11 protein-coding genes are annotated in these 13,173 nt (G+C 47.7%); 10 read left to right on the forward strand and 1 reads right to left on the reverse strand.

From position 1 onward, the window contains the following. Genes cysQ through SD69_RS05650 form a run of 3 tightly spaced genes read left to right on the forward strand, consistent with a single transcriptional unit; the run spans position 1 to position 2,302 of the window. Entirely contained in the window at positions 1-807 is an 807-nt protein-coding gene (cysQ, locus tag SD69_RS05640; protein WP_052480919.1) for a 3'(2'),5'-bisphosphate nucleotidase CysQ, read from the forward strand. Then, complete coding sequence (locus SD69_RS05645) at positions 808-1,584, forward strand: ABC transporter permease (RefSeq protein ID WP_041522434.1); 777 nt, start codon at positions 808-810, stop codon at positions 1,582-1,584. A gap of 10 nt (positions 1,585-1,594) precedes the next feature. Continuing rightward, positions 1,595-2,302: an ABC transporter ATP-binding protein gene (locus tag SD69_RS05650; RefSeq protein ID WP_041522435.1), complete on the forward strand. Its 708-nt coding sequence runs from the start codon at positions 1,595-1,597 to the stop codon at positions 2,300-2,302. A gap of 399 nt (positions 2,303-2,701) precedes the next feature. Here SD69_RS05650 and SD69_RS05655 read toward each other — a convergent pair whose 3' ends face one another. Next, positions 2,702-4,033: a UDP-glucose dehydrogenase family protein gene (locus SD69_RS05655; protein ID WP_041522436.1), complete on the reverse strand. Its 1,332-nt coding sequence runs from the start codon at positions 4,031-4,033 to the stop codon at positions 2,702-2,704. 146 nt (positions 4,034-4,179) lie between these two features. Between SD69_RS05655 and SD69_RS05660 the strand changes: the two genes are divergently transcribed. Genes SD69_RS05660 through SD69_RS05690 form a run of 7 tightly spaced genes read left to right on the forward strand, consistent with a single transcriptional unit; the run spans position 4,180 to position 13,168 of the window. Continuing rightward, positions 4,180-5,862, forward strand: a complete 1,683-nt coding sequence (locus tag SD69_RS05660) for a hypothetical protein (protein ID WP_041522437.1) — start codon at positions 4,180-4,182, stop codon at positions 5,860-5,862. A gap of 36 nt (positions 5,863-5,898) precedes the next feature. Then, positions 5,899-7,164, forward strand: coding sequence for a hypothetical protein (locus tag SD69_RS05665; protein WP_041522438.1), 1,266 nt, complete (start codon positions 5,899-5,901; stop codon positions 7,162-7,164). A 13-nt stretch (positions 7,165-7,177) separates the two neighbouring features. Next, positions 7,178-8,221 carry a hypothetical protein gene (locus SD69_RS05670; RefSeq protein ID WP_041522439.1) on the forward strand — a complete coding sequence of 348 codons (1,044 nt, stop codon included), beginning with the start codon at positions 7,178-7,180 and terminating at the stop codon, positions 8,219-8,221. 36 nt (positions 8,222-8,257) lie between these two features. Beyond that, entirely contained in the window at positions 8,258-9,295 is a 1,038-nt protein-coding gene (locus tag SD69_RS05675; protein WP_041522440.1) for an SDR family NAD(P)-dependent oxidoreductase, read from the forward strand. A 28-nt stretch (positions 9,296-9,323) separates the two neighbouring features. After that, the gene (locus SD69_RS05680) at positions 9,324-10,514 is read left to right on the forward strand and encodes an NAD-dependent epimerase/dehydratase family protein (protein WP_041522441.1); all 1,191 of its coding nucleotides are present in this window, start codon (positions 9,324-9,326) and stop codon (positions 10,512-10,514) included. Between the two features lie 11 nt (positions 10,515-10,525). Continuing rightward, a complete protein-coding gene (locus SD69_RS05685; RefSeq protein ID WP_041522442.1) occupies positions 10,526-12,136 on the forward strand; it encodes a glycosyltransferase in 1,611 nt (536 codons plus the stop codon). A 42-nt stretch (positions 12,137-12,178) separates the two neighbouring features. Next, a complete protein-coding gene (locus SD69_RS05690; RefSeq protein WP_041522443.1) occupies positions 12,179-13,168 on the forward strand; it encodes an NAD-dependent epimerase/dehydratase family protein in 990 nt (329 codons plus the stop codon). Positions 13,169-13,173 lie beyond the last annotated feature (5 nt).

Genomic DNA, 13,173 nt, shown 5'->3' on the forward strand with positions numbered 1-13,173 from the left:
ATGTCAGCAACCAGCACTTTGTCGCCCGCCGCCTACCAGCAAGTGGTAAGCATCGCACAGCAAGCCGGCGATGCAATTTTAAGCATTTATCAGCGCGACTTTGAAGTACACAATAAATCTGACGATAGCCCCCTTACCGAGGCTGACCTAGCCGCCCACAGGCTGATCGTGGCCGAGCTTACTACATTAACACCCGATGTGCCGGTGTTGTCTGAGGAGAGCGCCACCACCGACTGGGCCGAGCGCCAAACTTGGGGCGAGTACTGGTTGGTCGACCCACTTGATGGCACCAAAGAGTTTATTAAAAAAAATGGCGAGTTCACGGTAAACATTGCGCACGTTGTTAACGGCGAGCCAGTGTGGGGCGTGGTCGTCGCGCCAGCACTTGGGGTGACCTACCAAGGCGGTGTGGCCAGTAACGGCAGCCAAAAAAACACGGCAGCGGGCAGTGGCAAAATACAGGTAGGGAGCCTGCCAAGCGGTAAAGACAACTGGTGCGTAGTGGGTAGCCGCTCGCACCAAAGCGACGAGTTTATTGAGTTTTTAACCGCCTTTAATAACCCCACCATCACCAGCATGGGTAGCTCGCTAAAAATTTGCCTGGTGGCAGAGGGGGCCGCGCATTTATACCCGCGCTTAGGTTTGACCAGCGAGTGGGATACCGCTGCTGCCCATGCGGTATTAGCCGGCGCCGGCGGTAAAATTGTACACGCCGACTCAGGCAAGCCGCTGGTGTACAACCAAAAGAGTAGCCTGCTTAACCCGTTTTTTATCGCCGCTCCGGCCAATTACCAAGGGGCTGTGTAAGTGCGCTTAAGGCAATTTTTTGAGCTGGTAGATGTACAGGCGCGCATGTCGCTGAAGGCCGAGGCCTCTAAACTGTACTTAAGTTATTTGTGGTGGGTGCTCGAGCCAGTACTCTACGTGTTGGTGTTTTACTTCGTATTTGATGTAGTGCTTGCTAGTGGGAAAGCAGATTTTCTGTTGTTTTTAATGTGCGGCAAAATCCCTTTTCTGTGGTTCTCTAAATCCGTTAATAGCGGCAGCAATAGCCTGGTGCAGAACAAAGGCCTAATGGGGCAGCTGGATGTACCCAAAACATTATTCCCCTACGTAACCTTGCAAGAGGTGCTGTACAAGCAATGGGCAGTGTTTTTGGTGTTGTTCGCCATGGTGATGTACTACGACAATATGCCAACGCTAAACTGGTTATGGCTGGTGCCGCTTATGGTTACCCAGTACGTGTTTATCGCATTTTGTACTCTACTTGGAGCGTGGTTAGTCAGCTACGTGCGTGATGTGCGCATGTTAATTCACATGGGTACCATGTTTATGTTGTTTACCTCGGGTATTTTTTGGGACATTAATCAAGTACAAAACGAGGCGCTAAAACAAGCCCTGCTAACCTGGAACCCGCTGGCTTTTATGATTGACGCCTACCGCAGTGTGCTGATGCAAAATCAAATGTACGACCTTCGCCATTTAGGTGTGTTGGCCGGTGTTATGGCAGCGGGCTTAGTGTTGGTGCACGGTTTATATCACGGCCAAAGTAAGCGCATTGCCGCGCGTATTGTGGCCAGTTAAGGCGCCATATATGAGTGAGATATTATTAAGCGCCGAGAATGTTAGCCTAACCTACAAAACCCGTGTGGGTGGCTTTAAGTGGTTTGAGCATAAAGCCTTAAACGATATAAGTTTTGCGCTAAAACGTGGCGATAAGCTTGGTATTTTGGGCCGCAACGGCAGCGGGAAAAGTACCTTGTTGCGCATTTTGGCGGGCATTGTACCGCCCACCAGCGGCAGCGTTATTTGCACTCCCGGCGTTAAGCGCAGCTTGTTAACTTTAGGGCTCGGTTTTAGGCAAGACCTGTCGGGGCGCGATAACGCCCTGCTCAGCGCCATGCTACAAGGTTATCGCCGGCGCGATGCCAAAGCGCGGCTAGAAGAGATCAAAGAGTTCTCCATGCTGGGCGACTTTTTTGAGCGGCCATTGTTTACCTACTCGTCGGGCATGCGCTCGCGCCTGGGGTTTTCCACCGCGCTCTACACCGGCATCGATATTCTACTGATCGACGAGGCCTTAAGCGTAGGCGACGCCACCTTCCGCGAGCGCGCACAAAATGCACTCGAGCAGAAGCTAGGCGGCGATCAAAGCTTGGTGTTTGTCAGCCATATGCCAGGGCAAATGGCCAAACTGTGTGATCGTGTAATTTGGCTGGAAGGTGGCGTGGTGCGGATGGCAGGTGATGTTGCAGAAGTTTCCGAGCAATACGAACTGCCGGCAGAGCCCATGAGAGAGTAGACACTAGATTCCCGTTCTCACGGGAATGACAAACTACCTACATCGTCATCCCGGGCGCAGCGTAGCGGAGACCTTGGGTGATGTGCAGGGATGCACGAATGCAGGCGTGAGCAGGGAAAGTCAGAGCCTGCCCCAGTGGCTTTACTTGTGAGAGATACGCCGATTCAGGGGGGGGCTAGAGCCGGCGCCGATGACTTTGAACAAGCGGACGTATCGAGACCGTGCCACATTCCCAGACGCTAGGTTCCCGGTCGTGGCCGGGAATGACAATAAAAGCACCCAACCACACTAAACCGTCACCCCCGCGAAGGCGGGGGTCCCGCGACTTTGCTTGTAGTCAACGCACGAATACCGGCAGGAGAAGGGAGTGCCAAAGCCAGCCCAGAAACTTAGGCCCGATTAACCCTTTAACGCCCGCCCTACAGAATAATAAACAAACCCTTTCTGCTTCATACGCACAGGCTCGTACAAATTCCGTCCATCGAAAATCACCGGGTCAGTAAGCTCAGTTTTGATTAAGTCAAAATCCGGCGCTCTAAATGGTTGCCACTCGGTTGCAATAATAAGTGCGTCGGCCTCCTGTAGCGCTGCCTCTTTTGTACCGCACAGCGATAAGTCGGATCGGTTACCGTAAACCCTTTGAATTTCTGCCATTGCCTCCGGGTCGTAAGCTTTTACTGTAGCGCCAGCCGCCCAAAGGGCCTCCATAATCACTCGGGCAGGGGCCTCTCTTACATCATCGGTATTGGGCTTAAAGGCCAGCCCCCACAGCGCAAAGGTTCTGCCCCGTAAGCGCCCGTTATAGTGTTCTTTAACTTTCTCATACAGGGTGGCTTTTTGTGCTGTATTCCGTGCTTCAACAGCTTTTAAAAGTTTGGCGTCAAAGCCGGTACTTTCCGCAGTATGAATGAGAGCTTTAATATCCTTAGGGAAGCAAGAGCCCCCGTAGCCTATACCCGGATAAATAAACTGGTAGCCAATGCGCGGGTCGCTGCCAATACCTTGGCGCACGGCCTCAATGTCGGCGCCAAATTGCTCGGCTAAGTTGGCTATCTCATTGATAAAACTGATTTTTGTCGCGAGCATGCAATTGGCAGCGTATTTGGTTAGCTCTGCGCTACGGGTATCCATGAGCATAACCTTGCTATGCTTTCTTTCAAACGGCGCGCATAGCTCACGCATGATATCTTCGGCGCGAAGGCTTTCCGTGCCTATAATTATGCGGTCTGGGCTCATGCAGTCTGCGACTGCCGAGCCCTCCTTTAGAAATTCGGGGTTTGACACCACATCAAATTCAGCGTGCTGTTTACGAGTCACCAGCACCTGAGAAATTTTAGCTCTAACTGTGTCGGCGGTGCCTACAGGTACGGTGGACTTGTTAACAATTACAGCATATGTCTCGATGAGGTTGCCGATCGTTTCTGCAGCCTCCAATACTTGACTTAAATCTGCCGCACCGCTTGTGCTTGTCGGAGTATCAACAGCGATGTAAAGCACTTGGCTTTGCGGGATGCACTCAGAGGGATTGGTAGTAAAGCTAAGCCGCCCCTGTGATGAGTTGCGCGTGAGAAGTGGCGCTAATCCCGGCTCGTAAATTGGCACTTGGTGATGCTTTAAACGCTCGATCTTTTCGGCATTGGTATCTATGCATACAACCTTGTGGCCCATTTCAGCTAAAACAGCAGCCTGTACTAAGCCTACATAACCGGCTCCAAAAATGGCAATTTTCATAACGGATTATACCGCAGTATTGGAACTGCTTATCTGCTGTAGGGAAAGTCAACGATTTTAACACGATTAGACTCCCTCGTTGAGGGGGCATTGTGCGCATTTTTGAGGTTTCAGGATAGAAGTATTAAGTACTAGTAAGGTACTATATGGCGCAGATTAAGTCGTTATCGCTGTATGAAAAGGCATTACTACTTATGGCAACCGTTGTTTATCTGCTTGGGTGCCATGGAATCGAACATCCGGAGAAAAGTATCTATATGTCTATAACGGTTGGCGCCACCCCATATAGCCCATGGAGCGACCTTCGTGATTTTTTAGAAATCGTGGGATGGTCAAATATTGATCATTTTTTGCCGTTGGAGGAGTCTCATTTTGTTCAGGAGATCCAGTGTCAGCCCTCCGAGGGTCAGTTCATATTTGTGGTGACACGCCCTGAATACGCAGTAGCAAAAGCCATATCTAAAGGTGTTGACGCGGTTGTGGCGTTTGAGCAGTGGCAACTTGCAGCCAGTAACCTGGTCAGTTTTTACAAAAAGCACTACAAGCAATGTGTAGTAATTGATGCCGCGAGTGCGATTCAGCAGCCGGTTGATGTTATTGAGTGGTTCTCGGAACATCGGCCTAACATAATTAATGCTGACTCTATGTCGTTGTCTGGGGGGGCTGCAAGTCAGACCTCCGGCCTATATGAACAATTGCCCCCTTTGTATTTAGCCGTGGCGTGCCAGTTTGTACGCCAACTCAAGCGTGCGGATGAGTTGCTTGACGAAATTGGAGCTTGCGTATTAGCGGTCGGAGAGCGTGGTTTTATGGCTCCAGATGTGAATATTTCTAATGCCTTAGATTGCTGTAGTGAGCTGGATCAAATTCAATCCTTACGGGACCAAGTCGCAGCCTATACCGAAGATAAAAGCGTCTCAAGTTCAAAACTTGAGACATTGAACATCGAGTTGCATAAGCTGAGGTCTGAGATAGAACATAACATTTGTTCCCATGAGAAAGAGAGTAGGGATCTACAAGAGCAACTTGTTAAAGCTCATGATCAGCTGCAAGAAAGAGAAAATATACTGAATGAGGAAATCCAAAATTTGGGAGCATCTAATGTAAATCTTAAGCAGCAAGTGGACTCACTAGAGGAAGAGAATAAGTTGATTTTGCAGCAGTTATTTATGCTGCAAGAGGAACTTGAGAGACGATTGATAAGTGAGCAGAAGGTGGGAGAGGAGCACGTCTCTACAATCATGGAGCTAGAGAGAAAACTTGTTGACACTGACGCTTCGCTGCAGGAAAAAGCAAAAGAACTTTCTCTTTTGGCCCGGTCAAGCAAATCTAGCGAGTTGAGCTTAACTGAGGCATCAAAAACAATTACTGCATACCAAGTCAAGCTAAACGAAACTGCAGCGCAAGCTAGTATATTTAAAGGGCAGCTAACAAGAATAAAGCGTACCACAACGTTTAGGTACAAAATGAAGGCTCCATTTAGATTTTCGGCTGGGCTTATAAAAAGTCTCGTGCCGCACCGCCGAGAGCTAAAGCGACAACTCGAGCTAATACACAACTCTGAGCTTTTCGATCACGATTGGTATTTAAAACAAAATCCAGATGTTGCAGAAAGTGGTGATGATCCTGCACTGCATTTTCTAGTGTATGGCGGACATGAGGGACGCTCTCCGAGTGAGTTATTTGATGTACGGTGGTATCTCGACCAGAACCCAGACGTTATGGAAGTAAGGGTTAATCCGCTAATTCACTACTTGGATGATGGCGAATCTGAGGGGCGGCTCATCCACCCATCACAGTTAACGCAAGGGGGGGGGAGTGTCGATTGATATCTCTAATGTCACCCCGTCCCAGAGGGTTGTATTGTGACTAAGGTGCGTAATGAATACTCTTTTGATACGCTCTGTATTGGTGCCCCTCTCTCGTTTATGCTGGATGAGAGTATTATTCCTAAGCGCAATTCTTGTGTGGCAATGGTGCCGGCACCCGATTATTCTGAAGCCCTGAAGGCATATGTAAATTCTAACGTGAAAGTTGTCGGTAGCTTAGTCTCGTGTTTAGGGCGAGATACTTATTACGAATTCAACGTGCCGGAATATAATGGAGTTTCCGAGCCTAGCGGAATCAAAGCCTTTTACCCCGGCTTCAGGTTGGTGCAGCAATACGAAATCGAGACGATGGAATTGGCTGAAGCTGTTGCTTTGGTGGACAATACAGCGGGTCGTCGACAGTTGTTGATTTGCATTCCTAATGTGGCGTATCAGATTATTAGTGACCTAGTATGCAATAAAAAAATGGAGCTCTTTTCTCGCGTCCAAGTGGTTGCCGCAGAGCATGGTATATATGGGGGTGCGTCGAGTGACTTTGATGCGCGTGATTTGTTGATTGAAAACGGCTATTCGGCTGTTGCCGTCCGGCAGGTCGAAGCCGGCCTAGTGTATTATGATTTTTGTTTGTCGCCATTAAAAGCATCTTTAGAAGAAGTCTGTCGAAAGTTAGAAGATGAAGTCGCAAGTAAGTGTGATCTGAATGATCAATTGAAAAGGCAATCTCAGCTTGTCGCTGATATAAAGTTAGAAAAAGCTGAAGCTCTAGAGGCGGGAGAATTGTATCAACATAAATGTTCAAGCCTAGAGCAAGACTTGGATCGAGTTAAATCGAAGCTGTTGGAGTCTCAATTTTTTCGGGAAGAGGTGGAAAAAAACTACAAAAAAGAAATCGGTCAATGTAAAAAAGAGTCCGAGCAGTTTCTCGCCTCTGCTCGTGAACTTCAAGCGCAATTAAAAAGTCGTGAAGCTGTTCGTATGGATGCCGAGCGCGAGGCCGGCGAGTTTCGGCGATTATTCGAAGAAATGGAGTTGGAGCGTGATTTTTTGCAGGAAGAAAATGCGAAGCTCGAATCTGATAGTGCATCTAAAGCATCAAAGATTGATCTGCTGCAGGCTGATGTGGATAAGTTTAAAAAGCAAGCTAGTAACCGAGCTAAACGCATTCAGGTGTTGGAAGATGCGCTAGCTAAGCTTGAAAAAGACCACTATGACGTTAACCACAAGAATGAGCTAATGCATCAAGAGCTGGTCAAGGCGGAGGCTCAGATTAGTATGATCAAAGACTTCGTTTTGCGAGACTAGCTGGGGCCGGCCGATGAAATCAGACAAAATAAAATCTGAGGCGAGTCCGAATCGTAATAACGATGACCCCGAAACAGTCGCCAGTTATGAGAGCTTGTCCGTTTTAGAAAAGCTACCTGCCGAGGCGGAATGGCTGCCTGCCGATTATGACCCGTATTTGCTGGAGCACGCGAAAACCTTGTGGCAATTTGGGGGGTGGGTAGAGCTTAGCGAAATAGACGTGCAAGAGTTGCAAGCTCATCCCGAAAGGGCAAGCATTGTGTTATTAATTGCATCAGCGCTCCAGCAGCTCGACGATTATGAGGGCTCTAGCGAGCTAGTGCGTCTTGCTGAAGAGTGGGGGGCAAGCAAAAAACATATTGTTAGGGTCTTGGTGGCCGGGGTCCACAACACACTTGGTAAGGCGAGTGCAGCGGCGGGAGACAAGGAACGAACGTTAATGCATTTTGAGGGGGCGGTAAGCCTGGCCCCTAAATCTTCTGCAACTTCTTATGTTACGCGTGCCCGGGCCGGGGCTCAGCTTAAGAGTATGTCTGGATTAACTCAGACTTTGCTCGCTGGCGTTGGAGTGCAGGCGGAGGTGAGTAGAGCAAATGAGGTTAAGGCTGAGTTCGGCGCTGTAGCGGAGCAACAACTAAACAATGCGCGAGTACATTGGTGTAAAGGCCAGTGGGAAATATTAATTAAGCTCGACAATGCCGCTTTGCCGGATACCCCTAACCGAGGCTTGTTGGCGTTACTTGCAGCGTGCGGTTATCAGCAATTAGCTGATGATGCCGGTGAATCGCGTTGTGTTGATTTGGCTGTTAAGTGGGGGGTTGCTAAAGGCGACGTTAAAAATGCCCTGCAAAAAGGCATTGTAAATCGAATGGCTCGAGCATCAGCGCTGGCTAGAAATTATTCAGACTCTGTTGAGTATTTTGTTCAGGCATTAGACGGATCGTCGTTTTTCAACATTAATGGGGCTGAATATCTAGAGGCCCGCATTAAGTCTCAATTGTCGGGTTTTGACGCAAAAGAAATTGCAAAAATAATCGAAGTTTCGCATCAGCGATAATAGCAACTAATTTAAGTAGGTTATAGGAGACGTTTAATGGACTATTTTAAAAACAAATCGGTGCTGGTGACAGGATGTTGCGGTACCGTTGGTAGCGAGCTTGTTAAGCAGTTGTTAGAAACCTTTGATGTTGGCCATTTAATTGGTATCGATAATAATGAGTCAGAGCTGTTTTTTATTCAACAAGAGTATCAAAAGTACGAGCAGGCTGGCTTTTTCTTGGCCGATATGCGCGACAGAGCAAAACTAACGCGCCTGTTTAAAGATGTTGATATTGTGTTTCACTCGGCTGCATTCAAGCATGTAGTGCTGTGTGAAAGGGCTCCTTTTGATGCGGTGCAAACTAATATTCACGGTGTGCAGAACGTTGTTGAGGCCGCATACGACGCCGGTGTAGAGCGGGTAATTTTTACCAGCTCTGATAAGGCCGTGAACCCAACCAATGTGATGGGCACTTCCAAATTGATGGGTGAGCGGTTAATTACGGCCGCTAATAACGCTCAGCGCGGTCACAAAACAATTTTTAGCTCTACTCGTTTTGGTAATGTGCTTGGGTCGCGTGGTTCGGTTATCCCTATTTTTAGAGATCAAATTAAAAAGGGTGGGCCTGTTACGTTAACTGACCCAGGCATGACTCGCTTTATTATGAGTATTCAAGATGCCACGCGTTTGGTAATTGACTCAAGCATGATCGCAAAAGGCGGTGAAGTGTTTGTAACCAAGATGCCTGTTATTAAGATCAAAGATTTAGCCGAATGCATGATCGAAAAGCTTGCCCCCATGTACGGGCATAAGCCCGAAGATATACATATAGTTACCATCGGTTCTAAGCCGGGCGAGAAGCTCTATGAAGAGTTGATGAGCAGTGAAGAAACCCGGCGTACTTGTGAACTCGAAAGGTACTTTTCTGTAATGCCTGCATTTGCCAATATGTACGAAAAAATTAGCTACGATTACGAAGGAAAAATCTCGGATACGATAACCAAGCCGTATAACTCAGAGCTAGAGCCGACACTCTCAAAAGATGAGTTGTGTGCATTCTTAACCGAGCACAAATTGCTGGAAGAAGACTAAAAAACAACCCCCGAAAAAGGAAAATATTATGTCGTCTCATGTGTTGATTTTGGGTGGTGATGGCTACCTAGGTTGGCCAACCGCTATGTACTTTTCAGAGCGAGGCTATCAAGTAACAGTCGTCGACAACTACTTTCGCCGCAACGCCTGCACTGAGTTGGACGTAGGCATGCTATACGCCGTTCCGACGCTGCAAGAGCGTGCAAAAATTTGGCACGAGCATACAGGTAAAGAGATCAAAGTCGTTATCGGCGATCTGGCTGATGCCGAGGTAATGCGTTCGTTGTTTGATGGCCGAGTTAAGTATCAGTGGGCGGTAAATAGTGCGTTTACTGGGATTCCAGAAACCATTATTCACTATGCCGAACAGCCATCCGCGCCTTATTCGGTAATGGACTACAAGCACGCCAATATTACATTGTCGAATAATCTAATGGTTACCAACAATCTAATGTTTGCTGTACGTGACTTTGCTCGCGACACCCATATTGTTAAATTGGGCACAATGGGGGAGTACGGTACGCCTAATATCGATATCGAAGAGGGCTGGCTTGATATCGAGCATAAAGGGCGTAAAGGAAAGTTCCTTTTCCCCCGACAGGCATCGTCGCTGTACCACACCACCAAAATTATGGATACCGATTTGCTGTGGTTTGGCGTGCGTATGTGGGATTTAAAAGTCACTGACCTAATGCAGGGGCCGGTTTATGGCACAGAAACGGATGAGTCTGCGATTGATGAGCGTTTAAAAACCATTTTTAATTACGATGAAATTTTTGGCACAGTCGTTAATCGCTTTGTTGTTCAGGCAATAGCCGGGTATCCACTCACCGTTTATGGTCAGGGTGGCCAAACCCGAGGCTACTTAAACATTAAGGATACTTTACAGTGCGTGGGCAAATCGGCCGAGACGCCTGCCGCCAAAGGTGAGCTTCGTATCTTTAATCAGATCATGGAAACCTTCAGTGTTAAAGAGCTTGCAGAGTTAACGCAGAAAGTAGGTAGCCGTTTAGGGTATAACGTCGAAATTAAAAGTATCGAAAACCCTCGCAAAGAGGCAGAAGAGCATTATTACAACCCGACTTATCAGGGGCTTATCGATATTGGTGTCAAACCCCATTATTTAACCGAAGAAGTCATGGAGCAAATGATGCGTATTGCGGATAGTCATAAAGCTAACATTCGCAATGATGTCATCTTTCGTGGTGTTCGCTGGTAACCGCTCAGGTTATGAGTAAGCAAGCGACAGCATTAGCCACGTTTCACGCGGCAAGGCGCTGCTATGAGCAGCGCCTGTTTAATCAGGCATGTGCCCTGATTAAGGAATATCATAGTTCGATCAACTATCTTCAGTTTCCGCGAGAAGATCGTCGTCCGCTCAGCGAGAGTGACGAGCCCGTAATGTGGTCGGCTATTGTTGTAACGCATAATCCAGGCCCGGATCTGTTTGCTTGCCTTGATGCGATATTTCGTACAGCCTATACAGACCTTGATGTAATTGTGGTTGATAATAGCGCCAGTATTAATCAAAAAGCGGAGTTGACGGCTTACCCGGTTTGCCACATTTGCCCTCCGGATAACCTTCTTCCTTCCGAGGCTCGCAATGTTGGCGCATTTTTTTCTTCTGCAAATAACCTCGCTTTTATTGATGACGACGGATTAGTTTGCAGAGCGTATTTTGACCAAGCCACCAGGCTTTTTTCTGATAATGCGATAGTGGGTGCCCGAGGGCGAATAATACCTAAAACCACCCGCGGGCCGGCCAGTCCACATTACGATATGGGCGATAAGGTCGTGTCAGCAAGGCTCAATTTAGAGGGCAACATGGTCATTCGCCGTCAGCTATTTGAGTCGCTCGGCGGGKTTGATTCACTCATGTTTGGGCACGAGGGGTTAGAGCTAACGGAGCGCTGCATAAATCGTTATGGGGCGGGCTCTATAGTCTATGACCCTGAGCTTGTGCTGCAGCACGACTTTGCGCATAGCTCTCGGTTGGAGGCTAAAAATAAACGTCAAGCGCTTGGAGTTGCGTATCGTGAACATCTTGAAAATCAAAAAAAAATAAAGGAGAGCCAGAAAGTGAGTGAAGAAGGCGTGTCCATCGTTTTAGTGGCGCATGATAATCTTGATGAAACCGTTCACTTTGTAGAGCATTTTGTTAAGGATAATACTCACTCCCCGGCTGAGGTGCTTATACTGGCCGGTGAGAGGGCCAGCGAGTTTGTAGCGCGAGTAAGTGCCTATGTGGGCAAAGCCAAAGTAACGGTTTTGCCTGTCGCGGCACAAATGTTTCCTCGGCTTGCGTCTAAGTTGCGCTTTCAGAATACGGTAATAGCAAAACCTCCATTTACTATTGCGGGCGATTTTTTACCTAAGCTAATAAAGTCAGGTAATCTCGCATCCAGTGCCTACGTTAACCTTGAGTCTTACGGTCTGCCTTCAGGTATTGCAACCAAGCGCAGTGCACTACAATCGCTCCCCGAAACCCCAATACATGAAGTCTTTGCCAGTCACACAATCTCGTCGCTTGCGGGTACTTCCGTACATGATGTAGAAGTTGGCGAAGCCACTCGAGCGGTTGACTTAGATTTGCAAATCTCGGAGCTGCAAGAAAAGCTTGAAGCCTTAGATAAATCCCTCGATGCAAAATATTCAGAGATTGAACGTCTCGATCAGTTATATGAACAGCTTGATGAAGACACTCAAGAGGCTATCGATCTGCGCGAGAAGCTAAAACCTCTTGTGGAGCAGTCAAATGATATGCTCATTCAATTAAAAGACGATTTTGACCGGCTAGAGCACTTACGTATTAAAAAGTACAGTGTAAAAGTCGCGAGCTAGCTGCCCTTAACCCTGAATTCAACATGCGAATAGGAATGTCACATGAGCAACAACAGAATACTAATTACCGGTGGCTGTGGCTTTATAGGTACGTCCTTAATCCAATCACTTCTCAAAAAAGACCCATCTCAAAAAATACGGGTATTGGATAGCTTAATAACCGGTAGCGAGGCCGATTTATCCGAGGTGACAAGCTTTAACTCTGTAACTCTTGACGCCCTTGGGGGTGATTCAAGCCAGGTGCAGCTGGTTGTTGCCGATATTCGCGATGAGAACGCTGTGAATATCGCTGCCAAGGGTGTAAGTGCGATCGTCCATTTGGCGGCCAATACTGGCGTTGGGCCGTCAGTCGAAAACCCGCGCCTGGATATGGAGTGTAATGTGATCGGTACTTTCAATGTACTGGAGGGCGCAAGGCTAAATGGAGTCGAGAAGTTTGTATTCGCCTCGTCTGGCGCGCCAGCAGGCGAAGTAGAACCACCCATACATGAAGAGCTTCCTCCGCACCCGGTATCACCTTATGGCTCTAGCAAACTCGCGGGTGAAGGTTACTGCTCGTCGTATTACCGTACCTTTGGTGTTAAAACCATTTGCCTGCGGTTTGGTAATGTTTACGGGCCGCGCTCTAAAAATAAAGCCAGTGTGGTGGCCAAGTTTATTAAGCAAGCCATTGCCGGTGAAACGTGCATGATTTACGGTGATGGTAATCAAACTCGGGATTTCATATACATTCAAGATCTTGTTAGAGCTGTAGAGTTGGCTCTTGAGTCTTCTTTCGGCGGAGAAACCTTTCAGGTCGCATCTGGCCGTGAACGTACGGTTGGGGAAGTTGCAGAGCTCATTGCATGTTCGCTCAAGAATAAAGGCATAAAAATGACGATTGAGCACGAATCCAAGCGATTGGGTGATGTTCTACGCAACTATTCAGATACGACTAAAGCTGAAAATCTATTAGGTTGGGTTGCAGATACGAACTTAGAAACAGGAATAGCTAGAACGATAGAATCATTCGCGTTTGAGGTTAGAGTTTAGATAAT

The organism is Gilvimarinus agarilyticus (assembly GCF_000832015.1).
GTDB lineage: Bacteria > Pseudomonadota > Gammaproteobacteria > Pseudomonadales > Cellvibrionaceae > Gilvimarinus > Gilvimarinus agarilyticus.

What these genes read in the sequence shown, in the direction of transcription:
- cysQ (WP_052480919.1), top strand. Translation starts at nt 1, where the DNA reads ATGTCAGCAACCAGCACTTTGTCGCCCGCCGCCTACCAGCAAGTGGTA.
- SD69_RS05650 (WP_041522435.1), top strand. Translation starts at nt 1,595, where the DNA reads ATGAGTGAGATATTATTAAGCGCCGAGAATGTTAGCCTAACCTACAAA.
- SD69_RS05655 (WP_041522436.1), bottom strand. Translation starts at nt 4,033, where the DNA reads ATGAAAATTGCCATTTTTGGAGCCGGTTATGTAGGCTTAGTACAGGCT.
- SD69_RS05660 (WP_041522437.1), top strand. Translation starts at nt 4,180, where the DNA reads ATGGCGCAGATTAAGTCGTTATCGCTGTATGAAAAGGCATTACTACTT.
- SD69_RS05670 (WP_041522439.1), top strand. Translation starts at nt 7,178, where the DNA reads ATGAAATCAGACAAAATAAAATCTGAGGCGAGTCCGAATCGTAATAAC.
- SD69_RS05675 (WP_041522440.1), top strand. Translation starts at nt 8,258, where the DNA reads ATGGACTATTTTAAAAACAAATCGGTGCTGGTGACAGGATGTTGCGGT.
- SD69_RS05680 (WP_041522441.1), top strand. Translation starts at nt 9,324, where the DNA reads ATGTCGTCTCATGTGTTGATTTTGGGTGGTGATGGCTACCTAGGTTGG.
- SD69_RS05690 (WP_041522443.1), top strand. Translation starts at nt 12,179, where the DNA reads ATGAGCAACAACAGAATACTAATTACCGGTGGCTGTGGCTTTATAGGT.